Source organism: Erysipelothrix sp. HDW6A (genome assembly GCF_011400295.1).
In the GTDB taxonomy this organism is placed as follows: Bacteria; Bacillota_I; Bacilli_A; order Erysipelotrichales; family Erysipelotrichaceae; genus Erysipelothrix.
In genome coordinates this window covers 1,435,317-1,453,077 of record NZ_CP049859.1, presented here as the reverse complement: position 1 = coordinate 1,453,077, position 17,761 = coordinate 1,435,317, and the positions used below count along the sequence as shown (strand labels likewise).

Here is a 17,761-nt window from a genome sequence, read left to right as displayed (position 1 = left end):
CTATTAGTAAGGGGGTAAATGATATTAAATAGTAAATATGTAATTTAAACAAATACTTCTAGTTTTAATGGTTATCAATAAAAAAGTGTTAATTAGAGGTTTTACTCGCTAATTAACACTTTGATTTATTATGTATATCTTTTGCCTTAACGTGTAGCTAAGAATAATTTGTTTGCTGCATCCCAGTTAATGATATCAAACCATGCACCAATGTAGTCTGGACGACGGTTTTGGTAGTTTAGGTAATAAGCATGTTCCCAAACATCAATACCAAGAATAGGTGTGTAACCATCCATAAGTGGATTATCTTGGTTTGCTGTTGAATAAACAACAAGTTCTTTCTTATCGTTTAGTACTAACCAAGCCCAACCTGAACCAAAACGTGTTTTGGCTGCAGTATCAAATGCTTCTTTAAATGCATCAAATGAACCAAATTTTTCGTCAATAGCTTTTGTTAGTTCGTTTTCTGGTTTTTCACTAGCAGGTGCCATGATTTCCCAGAACAAACTGTGGTTTAAGTGTCCGCCACCATTATTGCGAACAGCTGTACGGATGTCTTCTGGTACATCGTTAATGTTAGCAATTAATGTTTCAAGTGGTGTATCCTTGAGCTCAGGATGTTTATCTAGAGCAGCTACTAAGTTAGTAATATATGCTTGATGATGCTTTGTATGGTGGATTTCCATTGTTCTTGCATCAATTTGTGGTTCTAATGCATCGTATGCATAAGGTAATTTTGGTAGTGTATATGTCATTGTATAACTCCTCCTCTTATAGACTTATGATACCATGACCAACAAAATCAATCAAAAGCTATGCCCAATAGTAGACTGTACTTGTTTTTTAAGTAATCAACGAAATAGTTAGGGTTAAATGATTCTCCAGTAACTTTCTTAATTAATTCTTGAGTTTCAATTGTTCCGCTATATTGATGAATGTTTTCATGTAACCATTTAAATATCTCAGATAGATTTCCTTCAAGGAGTAGAGCTTCTACGTCGATATCTTTTTTCATTGCTTCATAGAACTGTGCTGCATATGCTGAACCAAGTGCATATGTAGGGAAGTAACCAAAGCTAGCGCCTGACCAGTGAACATCCTGAAGAATTCCTTGAGAATCGTTTTCAGGAGTGATTCCAATTAATCGAGTCATTTCTTGTGCGAAAAGTGTATTCAATGTATCTACAGATGCATTTTCAACGAGTATTTTCTTTTCAATGTTATAACGAACCATGATGTGTAGTGGATAAGTTACTTCATCGGAATCAATTCTTATTGGATTTCTTTCGATATAATTGATTCCAAATACAAATTCATCTAAATTAACATCCGATAATACTTCAGGAATAATATTTTGTAGTTTTGGATAAAGAGGTGTCCAAAATTCTTTAGATCTCCCGATAATGTTTTCTAAGAAGCGACTTTGCGATTCATGCATACTCATGCTCATGTTGTCAGCGAGGGGTGTTCCCTCGAAATCTGGATTTACTTGATGATTATACATCGAGTGTCCAATCTCATGGATAACTGAGAAAATATTTTGAGTAAAAGCATGTTCTTGATAATGAGTAGTGATTCGGGTGTCATTGATTGAAAAAGTAGAACTGAATGGATGTGCTGTTTCAGTTAAATATCCGAAGTTCTTGCTATAACCGATGTGTTCCATAACAATTTCGGAAATAAGTCGTTGTTTTTCTGTTGACACATAAGCATCTAAGAACGCAGGTCGTTGAGCTTGTGCTTCAATCATTGTATCAAGGTGAGGGACAAGTTCATCTTCCAAGACTTTGAAGAATGCTTCAACAGACTCCATACGCAAACCTTCCTCATAATCATTGAGGCTTTCATCATAAACTGAGAGATTGGATTTGCGATAGTCGATTAATTTCTTATGTGTCTCAATAATAGAGTGTAGATCATCTTTGAATAGATTGTAGTCTTTCTTATCGCGAGCTGTTTCCCAAGAGATTTGTGCATTATTTACAAGTTCTTGAAATGCGACATATTCATCATGTGGTATATCTTTAATCTTTTTGAGTTCTTTAAGTAAGTACTTGGATCCTTCTTGAGTAATCCAATTATTTGATTGTGATGCCTCCGTTAACGCAGTGTCTGCTTCATCGGAAGTTAATAGCTTAAAATGTTCTCCTGCAAGAATTGCCATAGCTTTGTTTCTATATGCTGCACCATCTTTTGGTGCAATCGTTTGAGCATCATAGCCCATAGTAGCTAAAGCAAGACTATAGGAATTTAGTAAATCTAATAGATCAGAATAGTTCATAATTTACCTCCTCTATAAAGTCTATAATAATATTGTACATCAAAATTGAATTGTTTTAATACAAACTTATTGTATAATATAGTGACTAGAATACTAATGGAGGTATCGCTATGAACGATATGTATCAGGAATGTGTTGACCTACTTGAAAGTAGAGGAGTCACTATAGATGACATAGTTGATTGTGTTGTCTACTTACAAAAGGATTACATCCGTGAAATAGAAAATATAGATATTCATGATTATGTAAGAAGTGTTTTAAGAAAACGTGAAGTTCAACACGCATTGTTGACAGGTATTAATATTGATATCCAAGTCGATAAGAAAGAATTTGGCAGTGAAACAATCTGCGATATAATAAGTGTAGATAAAGGATTGTATGGTATTGACGAAGTGTTAGCATATGGAATTTGTAATCTATATGGTTCGATTGCTCTTACAAACTATGGTTACATTGATAAAGTGAAACCAGGAATCATTGGAGTCCTTAATAATCATGAAGGAAATCAATGTAATACATTTATTGATGACATAGTAGGCGCTATTGCTGCTGCCGCTGCAAGTAAATTAGCCCATTCTCAAGAATAGATAGGAGATAAAGATGGACTCAGTTAATAAACACGAAAATAATTCAATAAAAAAACTGATGCACCGTCTTGGTGTTGGTGCTGAAGGTCTTGTATTAGTTCATGAAGGAAGTGATATCGCGCCTAGAGATATTAAGTTTCTATATAATCGAATGAAGCAAGCAACCAAAGAAGGAACTTTATGTGTCTTTGGAAGTCACAAACTTAACTCGAAAATAGAAGGAGATGCAACATTGCTTACCTTAACGAATCAAGAAAGAATCTTGCTGGCGTCTGATAAGCTGTTGCAACTTCTTGTCTTAGAAGATGAGACTATCTTTGCAAGTCATCCTTCACTATTAATAGGGAGCACTGGTAAATACTCAAAATTCTTTGCTAGAACGACGGAACTTGATTATCCTTATGGATCAACATCGATCTTTGCAGACTTTTATGATTTAAACGCTTGTGTGCTTTTTGTAGGTAATGTACGTGAAGTACCAGAAGTACGCCATGCTGCATCCCTACAGAAATCGGTTGTTATGCGAAACACATGCATAAAGGATGGACAGGTATATTCATACTTAGACTATGACTGTGATTCTGATTTTATAACAGAGCAATTATTTAAAAGCAATATGTTAATTAGTGAATCGCTTAATGGTATGGAAATATATGGAATCCGTTATCGTGAACTTATGGATTTTGCTAAGCGATTTATTTGAAACTCAGTAATAAATGACTTATAATTAAAAACGTGAACAGGGGTGCTGTAACAAGCTGAGATAAAACCCTTAATCACCTGATCTAGATAGAGCTAGCGTAGGGAGTTCAAACTTTTTTTCCTTGCGCCTCGTGTGGAGGTGTTTTTTTATGAAAACAAAAGATTTGGTGTTAATCGCATTTTATAGTGCGTTGTTTGGAGTGCTGGAATATATAACGGTAACTTTCTCGTTATTTAAGATGCCTCAAGGTGGAAGTGTATCAATAAGTGTTATTGCTTTAATTCTTGCAAGTTATCACTTAGGGGTTATGAAATCATTAATTGTCTCACTGATTTCATTCCTATTTATGTTTATGGTAGAGCCACCAGTCATCTTAAATGCAAGTCAGTTTATGTTTGATTACATTATTGCTTATATGGTGTACTCGCTATCTGTATTAATTCCTGATTTAAAAGCAGGCGGACTTGCCTTGCCTCTTGGTGTAATCTTTTCTAACTTTCTAAGGTTTATGTGCCACAACATTGCAGGTTGGGTATTCTTTGCAGAATACTATCCAGGAAATGTATTGTGGGGAGTTATGGCATACAATGCTGTGTACATGGTTCCAACAATGATTGTCAGTTTTATTATTGTCACACTTGTGAGACCAAAACTTGAAAAAAACTTTTAAAAGCCGAATAGGCTTTTTTTCTTTAATAAGAATCTGTATAATGAATGATGATGTAAAGGAATGATATCTATGATGAAACCAAAAGTTGGAGAAGTAATTTATATCCAAAGCTATAAACATGATGGGTCACTACACCGTACTTGGTCGAGTGGAACTGTTCTTGATGTAGATGATGATCGAATTGTACTCATCACTTATAAGACATGGGTCATTGAAGCGGATGGTAGACGTTGGTTCACGCGTGAACCGGCAATTTGTTTTTATTACTTCAAACGCTGGTATAACGTAATCTCTATGATACGTAGCCGCGGTGTTTATTATTATTGTAACCTTGCGTCACCAAGTGTTTATGACGGAGAGTCGTTGAAGAATATAGATTATGACTTGGATCTTAAAGTGTTCCCGGATCATAACTATCAAGTATTGGATCGAGATGAATTTACTTTGCATTCAAAACTAATGAATTATAGTCCTTTGATTATTGATACAGTAGAAAAAGAAATGACTCGATTGATTGAGGTTGTGAAATCAAATTTCTCGCCATTTAAAGAAAAAGAAATTTACGAATACTTTAATCGATACCTCTATATTCATGAACATAAGTAGGTTTAAGTGGCTATATTGATACTTCAAAAAAATATTTAAATAATTGTTGTAATTTCGTTGACAATTCTATTTTGAAGTAGTATTATAGTAAGGCACTCAAGAGAGCGCAAAAAGGTCTTTGAAAACTAAACAGGAAACGTCAATTTCAATAGTAATTTTAGATAGAAATAAACTCGTCAGAGTTAAAGAGAAAGAATCAAATGGAGAGTTTGATCCTGGCTCAGGATGAACGCTGGCGGCGTGCCTAATACATGCAAGTCGAACGAAGAGCGAAGAAGTTTACTTTTTCAATCTTAGTGGCGAACGGGTGAGTAATACATAAGCAACCTGCCTCACTGCCTGGGATAACTGATGGAAACGTCAGCTAATACCGGATAGCTTATCTTAAGACATCTTAAGATAATTAAAGATGGGATACATCACAATGAGATGGGCTTATGGCGCATTAGTTAGTTGGTAAGGTAACGGCTTACCAAGACGATGATGCGTAGCCGACCTGAGAGGGTGACCGGCCACACTGGGACTGAGACACGGCCCAGACTCCTACGGGAGGCAGCAGTAGGGAATTTTCGGCAATGGGGGAAACCCTGACCGAGCAACGCCGCGTGAGTGAAGAAGGCCTTCGGGTTGTAAAGCTCTGTTGTAAGGGAAGAACAAGTGTGAGAGGGAATGCTCATGCTATGACGGTACCTTACCAGAAAGCCACGGCTAACTACGTGCCAGCAGCCGCGGTAATACGTAGGTGGCAAGCGTTATCCGGAATTATTGGGCGTAAAGGGAGCGCAGGCGGTTTATTAAGTTTATGGTGAAAGTTCGGGGCTCAACCCCGTGATGCCATAGAAACTGGTAGACTTGAGTGCAGGAGAGGTTAGTGGAATTCCATGTGTAGCGGTAAAATGCGTAGATATATGGAGGAACACCAGTGGCGAAGGCGGCTAACTGGCCTGTAACTGACGCTGAGGCTCGAAAGCGTGGGGAGCAAATAGGATTAGATACCCTAGTAGTCCACGCCGTAAACGATGGATACTAAGTGTTGGAGAAATTCAGTGCTGTAGTTAACGCAATAAGTATCCCGCCTGGGGAGTATGCGCGCAAGCGTAAAACTCAAAGGAATTGACGGGGGCCCGCACAAGCGGTGGAGTATGTGGTTTAATTCGAAGCAACGCGAAGAACCTTACCAGGTCTTGACATACCACGCAAAAGCATAGAGATATGTAATAGTTATGGTGGATACAGGTGGTGCATGGTTGTCGTCAGCTCGTGTCGTGAGATGTTGGGTTAAGTCCCGCAACGAGCGCAACCCTTGTCTTCAGTTACCAGCATTAAGTTGGGGACTCTGGAGAGACTGCCGGTGATAAACCGGAGGAAGGTGGGGATGACGTCAAATCATCATGCCCCTTATGATCTGGGCTACACACGTACTACAATGGCGTATACAGAGGGCAGCGAAGCAGTGATGTGGAGCGAATCTCAGAAAGTACGTCTCAGTTCGGATTGGAGTCTGCAACTCGACTCCATGAAGTCGGAATCGCTAGTAATCGCGAATCAGAATGTCGCGGTGAATACGTTCTCGGGCCTTGTACACACCGCCCGTCAAACCATGAGAGTTGGTAATACCCGAAGCCGGTGGCCTAACCCGAAAGGGAGGGAGCCGTCGAAGGTAGGACCGATGATTGGGGTTAAGTCGTAACAAGGTATCCCTACCGGAAGGTGGGGATGGATCACCTCCTTTCTAAGGAGTAATACACTTAAGAAAGAAGCGGAATTGACACAAAGTTTCCTGTTTAGTTTTGAGAGGCTTTTTAATAAGAATCTCAGAAGAAATGAATGATCTTTGAAAACTGAATAATAGAGAAGACAATAGATAGAAATAGAGATATAGACATCAGTAGGTCTTTTCGAATAGTTGAAAACTAGATTTACATCAAGTTAAACAAACAGTAACTTAAGCAAAGCGAACACACGTTTATCAACAGCTGATAAACACAAAAACTGATTTTAAACAATCAGGCGCAAAACCATGTGATTAAATATGGAAGGGCGTACGGTGGATGCCTAGGCACTAAGAGTCGAAGAAGGACGCGACTAACAGCGAAATGCCTCGGGGAGTGGTACGTACACAATGATCCGGGGGTATCCGAATGGGGGAACCCAGTACTGGTAATGCAGTATTACACATGTATGAATACATAGTACATGCTGAGACAACCTTGCGAATTGAAACATCTTAGTAGCAAGAGGAAAAGAAAACAACAGTGATTCCCTGAGTAGTGGCGAGCGAAACGGGAAGAGCCCAAACCAACTTTAGAGTTGGGGTAGTAGGACCATGATGTGGGATTAGTCAAAGTTAGTTGAATGGCATTGAAAGGCCAGTCGTAGAAGGTGCAAACCCTGTAAACGAAAACAGCGACTACCCTAATGGAATCCTGAGTACGGCGAGGCACGTGAAACCTTGTCGGAATCAACCGGGACCACCCGGTAAGGCTAAATACTCCTTAGTGACCGATAGTGAACCAGTACCGTGAGGGAAAGGTGAAAAGAACCGCGGAAGCGGAGTGAAATAGAACCTGAAACCGTATGCTTACAAGAAGTCAGAGCCCGTTAAAGGGTGATGGCGTGCCTTTTGTAGAATGAACCGGCGAGTTACTCATAATGTGCGAGGTTAAGTTTTAAAAGACGGAGCCGAAGCGAAAGCGAGTCTTAATAGGGCGAAATAGTACATTGTGGTAGACCCGAAACGAGGTGATCTAGCCATGACCAGGTTGAAGTTTGGGTGAAACCAAATGGAGGACCGAACCGACCATCGTTGAAAAGCTGGCGGATGAGTTGTGGCTAGGGGTGAAATACCAATCGAACCTCGATATAGCTGGTTCTCCCCGAAATAGCTTTAGGGCTAGCGTCATTGGAATGACTTTGGAGGTAGAGCACTGAATGTATGATGGCCCCATCTCGGGGTACTGATTATAATCAAACTCCGAATGCCAAAGTAGAAATAGATGGCAGTCAGACTGTGGGTGATAAGGTCCATAGTCGAAAGGGAAACAGCCCAGATCGCCAGTTAAGGTCCCAAAATACATGCTAAGTGGAAAAGGATGTGGGGATGCACAGACAACTAGGAGGTTGGCTTAGAAGCAGCCACCCTTGAAAGAGTGCGTAACAGCTCACTAGTCGAGTGACCCTGCGCCGAAAATGTACCGGGGCTAAGCATGATACCGAAACTGCGAATTTATAGTAATATAAGTGGTAGGGGAGCGTTCTATACCGCGTTGAAGATGTACCGTAAGGAGCGTTGGAGCGTATAGAAGTGAGAATGCCGGTGTGAGTAGCGAGAGGTCAGTGAGAATCTGACCCACCGATTGCCTAAGGATTCCAGGGAAGGCTCGTCCTCCCTGGGTAAGTCGGGACCTAAGATGAGGCTGAAAAGCGTAGTCGATGGACAACAGGTTGATATTCCTGTACCCGAATCATAAGTGAAGGAATGACAGAGAAGGCTAGATTGAGCAGGCGAATGGAAGAGCCTGTCTAAGCGAAGGAGCAGTGTGGTAGGCAAATCCGCCACATAATGCAAAGGCGTGATGGGGAGTGAACCCGTGAGGAAGTAACGAAGCAATTGATGCCAGCTCTCGAGAAAAGTTTCTAGCGTTAATTATGATTTGGCCCGTACCAAAACCGACACAGGTAGGCAAGGAGAGAATCCTAAGGTGAGCGAGAGAACTGTTGCCAAGGAACTCGGCAAAATGACCCCGTAACTTCGGGAGAAGGGGTGCTCTTGTAAAAGGGAGCCGCAGTGAAGAGGCCCAAGCGACTGTTTAACTAAAACACAGCTCTCTGCAAAGTCGCAAGACGAAGTATAGGGGGTGACGCCTGCCCGGTGCTGGAAGGTTAAGGGGATGTGTTAGACCTTGAGTCGAAGCATTGAACTGAAGCCCCAGTGAACGGCGGCCGTAACTATAACGGTCCTAAGGTAGCGAAATTCCTTGTCGGGTAAGTTCCGACCCGCACGAAAGGCGTAACGATTTGGGCGCTGTCTCGGCAGCAGACTCGGTGAAATCTTAGTACCGGTAAAGATGCCGGTTACCCGCAACTAGACGGAAAGACCCCATGGAGCTTTACTGTAGCTTGATATTGAACTTTGAATTTACATGTACAGGATAGGTGGGAGACTATGAAGCATGGACGCTAGTCTATGTGGAGTCATCATTGGGATACCACTCTTGTAAGTTTGAAGTTCTAACCGCAACCCGTTATCCGGGTTCGGGAGAGTGTCAGGTGGGCAGTTTGACTGGGGCGGTCGCCTCCTAAAGAGTAACGGAGGCGCCCAAAGGTACCCTCAGATTGGTTGGAAATCAATCGACGAGCGTAAAGGCAGAAGGGTGCTTGACTGCGAGACATACAGGTCGAGCAGGGACGAAAGTCGGGCTTAGTGATCCGGCGGTACCGCGTGGAAGGGCCGTCGCTTAACGGATAAAAGCTACCCTGGGGATAACAGGCTGATCTCGCCCAAGAGTTCACATCGACGGCGAGGTTTGGCACCTCGATGTCGGCTCATCGCATCCTGGAGCTGAATTCGGTTCCAAGGGTTGGGCTGTCCGCCCATTAAAGCGGTACGCGAGCTGGGTTCAGAACGTCGTGAGACAGTTCGGTCCCTATCTGTTGTGGGCGTAGGAAATTTGAGGAGCGCTGCCCCTAGTACGAGAGGACCGGGGTGGACATACCGCTGGTGTACCAGTTGTCCTGCCAAGGGCACGGCTGGGTAGCTAAGTATGGACTGGATAAGCGCTGAAAGCATCTAAGCACGAAGCCAACTCCAAGATGAGATTTCCCATACGTAAGTAGTAAGACCCCTGAGAGACGATCAGGTTGATAGGTCAGAGGTGGAAGCATAGCAATATGTGTAGCTGACTGATACTAATAGGTCGAGGATTTAATCACACACCACAACTATTTGAAAAGAACTAAACGTCACACTTTATTATTCAGTTTTGAGAGATTATCTCTCAGCAAAAGCAATTGATCTGGTGATAGTTGCGAAGTGGTCACACCTGTTCCCATCCCGAACACAGAAGTTAAGCACTTTAGCGGCGACAATAGCTAGGCACGCTCTAGTGAAGATAGCTCATTGCCAGGTAATTCGGAACACCTTCTCGGTGTTCCTTTTTTATCTTTTGATCAGAATTATGATATAATTTAGAACGGTGATAGTAAGATGATAAAAGAATATACAACACATTCAGTTAATGAGACAATGGAAATTGCACAAAACTTTGGAAAACAAATAGGCAAAGGTTGTGTTATATCTTTAGTCGGTGATTTAGGAGTAGGTAAAACTGCTTTTACAAAGGGGTTAGCCAAAGGCTTGGACATTAGTGATACAATTACAAGTCCAACATTTACTCTATTAAAAGAATATGAAGGAAGACTTAATTTAAAGCATATCGATGCATACAGATTAGAAACTGTAAGCTCAGATACACTAGGACTCTATGACTTAATTGATGATGAGAACGTTGTCGTATTAGAGTGGGGACAATTTCTCGATGATATTGATTTTGAAGTGGACGTTACTATTTCAATAAATTACATTGATGAGAATACTCGTACAATAAAATTTGAGGGGACAAGCATATGATTACATTGATTATTGATACTTCGCATTCAATATTAGCCATTGGGCTTGCGAATGAAGAGAAAGTTATTGACTCATATCAGGAAGTCATAAAGAAACAACATTCAGAATTACTTATTCCAGAAATTGATAAACTTTTAACTCGAAACGGTTTAACTGTTGAAGATATAGGTGAAATAGTAGTTACTGAAGGTCCTGGAAGTTATACAGGAACTCGTATTGGTATTACCTTTACTAAAGTATTTGCGATAGGACATCCTAAAGTGAAAATATATACGATTAATACTTTAATTTCTCTAATGGGCGCTAATGATGGCTTTGCATTTATTGATGCACGTTCAAAACGCGTATTCGGGGCAATAATTACTAATGGAGAAATTAAGGATGAAAGAGTTTATTCTATTGATGAAATCAATGATTTGAACCTTCTAATGTTTGGTGATGTGCACTTACTGAATGGTCAAGATGTTTCATATCCATCAATTATTAAAAATATCTTTGATGTAAAAAAATCTTGGAATGAAGTATTACAAGTTGATACATTAGTACCACAGTATTTAAAGTAATGATAAGAAAAGCAAATGAATCCGACATTGATTGGGTTATGAAACTAGCACAAGATCAATCTCTTGCAAGATGGTCAAGGAATGAGTATCTAAGCTCTATAAATGATGAAAATTCTCTGTTTCTTGTATATGAATTTGAGAATGATATTCAGGGTTTAATCATATTTGGTATCTCTTATGATTTTATGGAAATACACCAAGTGATTGTCAATGAACGTAATAGAAACAAGGGCATTGCAAGTAGCTTATTACTTGAGGGTTTGTCTATGAATGAAAACAAAGATGTCTTTCTTGAAGTTAATGAAGTAAATACGAAAGCACTGTCTTTTTATAGTAAACATGGTTTTGAAATTCTATCAAGGCGCAAAAATTACTATGGAAGTAATGATGCCTTGGTAATGAGGAAGGTGATGGAATGATTATATTAGCAATCGAATCAAGTTGTGATGAAACTTCTGTAGCTATCGTTGAGGATGGTCAAACAGTATTATCAAATATCGTAGCGTCACAAATTGATGTACATAAAGAATATGGTGGAGTTTTCCCAGAAGTTGCTTCAAGACTTCATGTTGAAAACGTAAACTTTGTAATACGTGATGCTTTACAAAAAGCAGATAAGTCCTTTGATGACATTGACGCTATTGCAGTAACACAAGGACCGGGTCTTATTGGTTCATTACATATCGGTGTTATGGCTGCTAAGACACTGGCTTGGTCTTTAAACAAACCATTAATACCTGTTCATCATATTGCAGGTCATATTTATGCAAATAAATTATCTGGAACATTAGAGTTTCCATTACTAGCTTTAGTTGTTTCTGGTGGACATACAGAGCTTGTACTTATGGAAGATGATTACAAATTCGAAGTAATTGGTAAGACCCAAGATGATGCAGTAGGGGAAGCCTATGACAAAGTAGCTCGATTAATGGATTTATCTTATCCAGGTGGTCCAATTATTGATAAGCGAGCACAAAACGGTAAAGTACACTACACCTTGCCAAAGGTAAAGACAGAAAATGACTTAGACTTTTCATTTAGTGGCTTAAAGTCTGCTGTTCGTCAGTCAATTTTACGTGAAGAACGTGAAAATAGAGAGCTCAATGTCGATGATATGGCATATGCATTTCAACATGCGGCAGTTGATAACTTGATGAGTCGCGTTAATATTGCTCTTGAAAGATATGATGTTAAATCATTTGTCCTTGCGGGGGGGTAGCTGCAAATAGTGAAGTAAGAAAACAAGTTGAAGGATTAAAGACCACATATCCAGACTTAAACATCCTACAACCTCCATTATGGGCATGTATGGATCAAGCTGCAATGATAGGTCTAGCTGCTTATACATGTTTTAATAAAGGAATTGTTGCAAGTTGTGAAATATCGGCATTATCTAACAAACAACTGAATGATTATTAATTTATTCACATAGATATGAAAGAGTCGTTATGGTATGATTACAGTGGTGGTGATATCAAATGAATCAAGTAACAGCTAATGTACCTAAGGCTACAATGCAAAGGTATCCAATATATTTAAAAGCTTTAAGAAAACTCTACAATATGGGAGTTGAACGCATTTTATCACGTGAACTTTCACTATTCGTAGATATAGAATCTACAACAATTCGTCGTGATTTTTCATTCATCGGATCACTTGGTAAACAAGGGTATGGATATGATGTTAAGTCATTGATAGAAACTTTTGATAATCTTCTAGGTGTAAGCTTTGAAGAAAAGTTAATATTAGTAGGTGCTGGTAATCTAGGACGTGCTATTTTAAACTACAACCGTTGGAATCACGTTGTAGGTGAAATAGTTTGTGGTTTCGATGTCGATCCAAACAAACTGGGAGAAGCATCAGATATTCCTATTTACCATATGAGTGAACTAGAAACTCGTATGCCAGAAGGATGCCGTATCGCTATCGTTACAGTATCCAAAAATGTACAAGAAACAATTGATCGACTAGTAGACCTTGGAATCGTTGGTATCGTAGACTTTTCAAGTGAACATATCCAAGTTCCAAAAGATGTCGTAGTAAAAACAGTTGATGTTGTTTCAACAATTCAAGAATTAATATTCCAAACAAACAATATTCGATAAGAGGTGGCTTAATGATTTCATATTTAACAATTCGTGAGTGTTATGATTTACTCGCTTATGGCTCAGAGATAGAAGTAGATGCAATTGAGTATATTCAACTACAAGGTTGGATTCGTACAAACCGTAAGGGGAAAAATGTAGGTTTCATTGAACTTAATGATGGAACGTATTTTAGAAATGCGCAGTGTGTTTATGCTGCAGAATTAGAAAACTATGACGAAATTGGTAAATATGGAACTGGTACAGCAGTAACTGTAACAGGACTATTTAAGAAAACACCAGATGGTCGTCAACCTTTTGAAATTGAAGTAACAGAAGTAGTTCTAGAAGGAGCTGCAAGTTCTGAATACCCGCTTCAAAAGAAACGTCATAGTTATGAGTATCTTCGTGAGATTGCTCATTTACGTACACGTACGAATACCTTTATGGCAGTGTTCCGTGTTCGTTCAGTGCTTTCTATGGCAATTCATGAGTTCTTCCAAAACCAAGGTTTTGTCTATGTTCATACACCAATCATTACTGGTAACGATGCTGAAGGTGCTGGAGAATCATTCCATGTCACAACACGCACAGATGGTGATTATGAGAAGGACTTCTTTGGACGTAAAGCTAGTTTAACTGTATCAGGACAACTTCATGCTGAAGCATTTGCATTAGCATTTAGAGACACTTATACATTTGGACCAACATTTAGAGCAGAAAACTCAAATACTGCACGTCATGCAAGCGAGTTCTGGATGATTGAACCTGAAATAGCATTTGCAGATTTAGAAGACGATATGAACTTAATTGAAGATTTAGTTAAGTATTGTATTGAATACGTGCTTGAAAATGCACCTGAAGAAATGAAATTCTTCAATGAACGTATCGATACAACATTATTAGAAAAATTAGAGTCACTTGTACAAAGTGAATTTAAACGAATGACTTATACTGAAGCAATTGACTTACTAGAAAAAGTAAACGATCGTTTCGAGTATAAAGTAGAGTGGGGAACTGATTTACAATCAGAACATGAACGTTATATTAGTGAAGAGATTGTAAAAGGTCCTGTATTTTTAACAGACTATCCTAAAGATATTAAAGCATTCTACATGCGTATGAATGACGATAACAAGACTGTCGCAGCATGTGACTTATTAGTTCCTTATGTTGGGGAATTAGTAGGTGGATCACAACGTGAAGAGCGTCTTGATTATCTTAAAAAAAGAATGGATGAAATGGGAATTCCTAAAGACCAATTAGAGTGGTATCTTGACCTTCGCCGTTATGGTGGAGTCAAACACGCTGGATTTGGTATCGGATTTGAGAGATTCCTAATGTATATCACAGGTATGCAAAACATTCGTGACGTACTACCTTTCCCACGTACACCAAGACATCTTGATTATTAGTAAAGAAAGTGATTTTTATGAAATACCGTTCTAATTATGTGCCTAAAGAAAAAAAAGTGAACTACAGAATTGTAGTTCCTTTTATCATAGTTTTGGTTTCTTTGGCCCTAACACTTATTATTGTATTCTTTCCAAAGACTGCTCATGTAGATACCTCATATACAATTTGTAATCTCAACGCAAAAGATTCTCGTAACATTATGATTAACAATAATACTGAATCCTTTACATCAATGAATGACTATAGTTTTTATGGTCAGACGCTGGGGTTTTACAAGGATACTTATACGCCTTATAAATCAGATGGCTTTACTGGTCGTACTATTTTCTTGAAAAATCTTTGTACCGATAAAGAGGAAGTTTATTTACTTGGATCAGAACTCGATAATAAAATTCCCTTAGATACGCTACAAGCTGGTTTCTATGAGATTCAAATATTGGAAGGTTTTTCTAGAAATCGATTAACTTCCAATTTTAAAATAAATGAAACATTTAAGACAATTTCAAAGAATAAAGAAGGCAAAGAAATTCGTCTAATTGCAGATCAATCAATGTTTAATAATGAAGGAGTTCCAGCGCTAAATGCACAATATGTCTACTTAGATGTAAAGAATATTAGCCAAGACCCAACAGGATTTGATATTGTATTAGACCCTAATGGTCTGTTTGATGATGGAAGAGGGTATATGACACCTGGTTTATCGTATAACGACTTTATTGAATCTAAAGAAATGTATGAAATGGCTGAAAAGGTACAATCAATTCTTAGCGAAAATGGTTATAGAGCTAAAATTGCGAGAGACAAAACTAAAGGTAAGAACTTCCATGGAGAAGGTGGACGTATTGAAGATGCATACAATGTTGATGCAAAGTATTACATTCATTTATCAATGGTTTATGATACAAAACCAGATACTAAGGGAGCAACTGCTATTTACTCAAATAAATCAACTTCTGATTTTGCAGTAAAAATTGCGAATGAACTAGCATCAAAAACTTCATTACCTCTTTATGATTATGGGAGTTCCCAAAAGGGGATATTTAGAACGTCTCTGTTCGAAGGTCTCGATTTGAATGCAATCTTGAGAGAAACGGGTGGAAAGTTAACAGGCGCTGGAACTGTTAATGACCGTTACAAAGCATTAAACAGCTTTGCGCAAAACAGTAATAGAGCCATGCACTCCGTGATAGTGGAGTTTGGATATATATCCAATCCAGATACATATCAAGCATGGTTTAGCGAAAAAGATAAAATTGCACAGGCTTTAGCTGATGCAATTATAAGTGAAATAGAAAAATAACAGGGGATTTATTATGATTGTGAATGTACGTGCTGCCAATAAATCTTTTGGCTCACAAGAACTTTTTAAAAATCTAAACTTAAAAATTGATGAACGTGAAAAAGTAGCGATTATTGGTGCCAATGGCGTTGGTAAAACAACGCTTTTTCATATTCTTCAAGGAACTGAGAGTCTTGATTCAGGAGATGTATTTTGGGCATCAAATATACGCATTGGATTCTTAGAACAACTTCATCTCGATGACATAAGTATCACAGTTAAAGATTACTTTAATGAAGCGTTCAAAGAGCTGTTTGTTTTAAAAGACCGTTTGGAGTCATTAGAAACAACGATGCTTACGGATCATAGCGATGCAGTATTGAAACAATATGACCGTGTTCAACAGTCCTTTCTAAGACTGGGTGGATACACCTATGAAACAGAAATACATACCATCCTTACAAAATTTAATTTTACTGTAGAAGATTTAGAAAGACCCTTAAATACATTTTCTGGGGGTCAAATAACACGTCTTGCGTTTATTCGATTATTACTTAGTAAACCTGACGTATTGTTTTTGGACGAACCTACAAACCACTTAGATATATCTACGATTGAGTGGCTTGAAGGATACTTGAGTTCCTATGATGGTGCTGTAGTAATTGTATCCCATGACCGTTTATTCCTAGATAGAGTTTGTCGTGTCGTAATTGAAATTGAGAACTACCAAGCAGAACGTTATGAGAGTAACTATAGTGGTTATCAAGTACTAAAAGAGAAGAATATTGAACGCCATAATATTAAGTTCCAAAATCAACAGCGTGAAATCGAACGTCTTGAAAAGTTAATTGAGAAGTTCCGCTTTAAACGTAGCAAAGCTGCTTTTGCGCAATCAAAAATTAAGTATCTCGACCGTATGGATAAACTTGAAAAGATTGATGTCAAGAAACGAGAGTTTAAGGCTAATTTTAAATCGAAGTTACGAGGTGGTAAAGAAGTACTTTCAATTAGTGAACTTGCTGTAGGATATGACAAACCACTCTTATCAATGACCTATACCTTTGAGAGAGGGCATCGTTACGCCATAGTTGGAGATAACGGAACAGGAAAATCTACTTTATTAAAAACACTAGCAGGAAAACTTCCACCACTTCAAGGTGAAATGCTCTTAGGGCATCAAATTGAAATGGGATATTTTGACCAACAACTTCTTAACTTCTCGATGAACAAAACAGTTCTAGAAGAAGTATGGGATGATTTCCCTGAACTTGATCACACTGAAATTCGTCAAGCACTAGGACGATTCCTTTTCAAAGGGATGATGTCTTTAAATCTGTAGGTGTTCTCTCAGGTGGAGAAAGAGTACGCTTATCATTAATCAAGCTAATGCTTAGTGGCGATAACTTACTAATTCTTGATGAGCCTACGAACCACCTTGATATTCAAGGCAAAGAAGCTTTAGAAAAAGCTTTAGAAAACTTTGATGGAACCATGATTTTTGTTTCTCATGACCGATATTTCATTGATAAACTAGCAAGTGACGTATTTGTGATTCAAGATGGGATAATTCGACATGAAGCACGTTCGATTCAAGAAATAGCTCATGAAGAAAAGAAAGCTGTTAATGAGAAAAAAGAAACCTCTAAAGAAGCGTACCAACAAATTAAACGTATAAAAAATAGACAACAGAAAATAGAATTACTCTTACCCGATCTTCATGAGCAGCTTGAATTACACAGAGAGTTGCGCTTTGATGAAGATTATTATCACGATCCACAAAAAATGGATAATTTGAATCAAGAAATTGATGCAATCCATGTGGAAATCAAGCAACTCGAGGATGAGTGGACTGAGAATGCCTTGATTTTAGAAGAACAAAGTAACAATGAATAGAAAGATTGGTTATTTTTGAATATTTGTGTATAATAGTATGTGGAAATATA

Annotated in this window: 14 protein-coding genes, 3 rRNA genes, 1 pseudogene and 1 riboswitch; of the genes and pseudogenes, 16 read left to right on the top strand and 2 right to left on the bottom strand. The window is 38.5% G+C overall.

The annotated features are described in order from the left end of the window. Positions 1–146 precede the first annotated feature (146 nt). Together G7059_RS07450 and G7059_RS07445 are read right to left on the bottom strand one after the other, a co-directional pair. Positions 147–755, bottom strand: a complete 609-nt coding sequence (locus tag G7059_RS07450) for a superoxide dismutase (RefSeq protein ID WP_166081455.1) — start codon at positions 753–755, stop codon at positions 147–149. Positions 756–802: 47 nt separating this feature from the next. After that, positions 803–2,281, bottom strand: coding sequence for a carboxypeptidase M32 (locus G7059_RS07445; RefSeq protein ID WP_166081454.1), 1,479 nt, complete (start codon positions 2,279–2,281; stop codon positions 803–805). Between the two features lie 110 nt (positions 2,282–2,391). On the opposite strand from G7059_RS07445, the gene G7059_RS07440 reads away from it, so the two are divergent. The 16 genes and pseudogenes from G7059_RS07440 to G7059_RS10690 all read left to right on the top strand — a co-directional run bounded on the left by G7059_RS07440 (position 2,392) and on the right by G7059_RS10690 (position 17,711). Further along, positions 2,392–2,868, top strand: coding sequence for a phosphatidylglycerophosphatase A (locus tag G7059_RS07440; protein WP_240920471.1), 477 nt, complete (start codon positions 2,392–2,394; stop codon positions 2,866–2,868). Positions 2,869–2,881: 13 nt separating this feature from the next. Then, the gene (locus tag G7059_RS07435; RefSeq protein ID WP_166081453.1) at positions 2,882–3,571 is read left to right on the top strand and encodes an AAC(3) family N-acetyltransferase; all 690 of its coding nucleotides are present in this window, start codon (positions 2,882–2,884) and stop codon (positions 3,569–3,571) included. A 28-nt stretch (positions 3,572–3,599) separates the two neighbouring features. Continuing rightward, positions 3,600–3,692: riboswitch (TPP riboswitch) on the top strand. Positions 3,693–3,719: 27 nt separating this feature from the next. Then, positions 3,720–4,241, top strand: coding sequence for an energy-coupled thiamine transporter ThiT (locus G7059_RS07430; RefSeq protein WP_166081452.1), 522 nt, complete (start codon positions 3,720–3,722; stop codon positions 4,239–4,241). A 72-nt stretch (positions 4,242–4,313) separates the two neighbouring features. Then, positions 4,314–4,847: a DUF402 domain-containing protein gene (locus G7059_RS07425; RefSeq protein ID WP_166082089.1), complete on the top strand. Its 534-nt coding sequence runs from the start codon at positions 4,314–4,316 to the stop codon at positions 4,845–4,847. A 197-nt stretch (positions 4,848–5,044) separates the two neighbouring features. Beyond that, positions 5,045–6,579, top strand: a 16S ribosomal RNA gene (locus G7059_RS07420). A 292-nt stretch (positions 6,580–6,871) separates the two neighbouring features. Continuing rightward, positions 6,872–9,779 (top strand): 23S ribosomal RNA (locus tag G7059_RS07415). An 82-nt stretch (positions 9,780–9,861) separates the two neighbouring features. Next, positions 9,862–9,975: ribosomal RNA gene (gene rrf, locus G7059_RS07410) — 5S ribosomal RNA — on the top strand. The 16S, 23S and 5S rRNA genes sit together here, the layout of an rRNA operon. 78 nt (positions 9,976–10,053) lie before the next feature. Further along, positions 10,054–10,476 carry a tRNA (adenosine(37)-N6)-threonylcarbamoyltransferase complex ATPase subunit type 1 TsaE gene (tsaE, locus tag G7059_RS07405; RefSeq protein ID WP_166081451.1) on the top strand — a complete coding sequence of 141 codons (423 nt, stop codon included), beginning with the start codon at positions 10,054–10,056 and terminating at the stop codon, positions 10,474–10,476. Continuing rightward, the gene (tsaB, locus tag G7059_RS07400; RefSeq protein ID WP_166081450.1) at positions 10,473–11,039 is read left to right on the top strand and encodes a tRNA (adenosine(37)-N6)-threonylcarbamoyltransferase complex dimerization subunit type 1 TsaB; all 567 of its coding nucleotides are present in this window, start codon (positions 10,473–10,475) and stop codon (positions 11,037–11,039) included. Before tsaE ends, tsaB begins: the two co-directional genes overlap by 4 nt. A gap of 38 nt (positions 11,040–11,077) precedes the next feature. Then, positions 11,078–11,458 (top strand): N-acetyltransferase, encoded by a 381-nt coding sequence (locus G7059_RS07395; protein ID WP_166081449.1) that lies wholly within the window; start codon positions 11,078–11,080, stop codon positions 11,456–11,458. Then, positions 11,455–12,458 (top strand): annotated as a pseudogene (gene tsaD / locus G7059_RS07390) (tRNA (adenosine(37)-N6)-threonylcarbamoyltransferase complex transferase subunit TsaD). Before G7059_RS07395 ends, tsaD begins: the two are co-directional and overlap by 4 nt. Positions 12,459–12,517: 59 nt before the next feature. Next, positions 12,518–13,144, top strand: a complete 627-nt coding sequence (locus G7059_RS07385; RefSeq protein WP_166081448.1) for a redox-sensing transcriptional repressor Rex — start codon at positions 12,518–12,520, stop codon at positions 13,142–13,144. A gap of 11 nt (positions 13,145–13,155) precedes the next feature. After that, complete coding sequence (gene asnS, locus G7059_RS07380) at positions 13,156–14,538, top strand: asparagine--tRNA ligase (RefSeq protein WP_166081447.1); 1,383 nt, start codon at positions 13,156–13,158, stop codon at positions 14,536–14,538. A gap of 17 nt (positions 14,539–14,555) precedes the next feature. Further along, the gene (locus G7059_RS07375) at positions 14,556–15,839 is read left to right on the top strand and encodes an N-acetylmuramoyl-L-alanine amidase (protein ID WP_166081446.1); all 1,284 of its coding nucleotides are present in this window, start codon (positions 14,556–14,558) and stop codon (positions 15,837–15,839) included. 13 nt (positions 15,840–15,852) lie between these two features. Further along, positions 15,853–17,157 (top strand): ABC-F family ATP-binding cassette domain-containing protein, encoded by a 1,305-nt coding sequence (locus tag G7059_RS07370; RefSeq protein ID WP_370519178.1) that lies wholly within the window; start codon positions 15,853–15,855, stop codon positions 17,155–17,157. A gap of 47 nt (positions 17,158–17,204) precedes the next feature. Next, positions 17,205–17,711, top strand: a complete 507-nt coding sequence (locus G7059_RS10690; protein ID WP_370519177.1) for a hypothetical protein — start codon at positions 17,205–17,207, stop codon at positions 17,709–17,711. Positions 17,712–17,761: the final 50 nt, after the last annotated feature.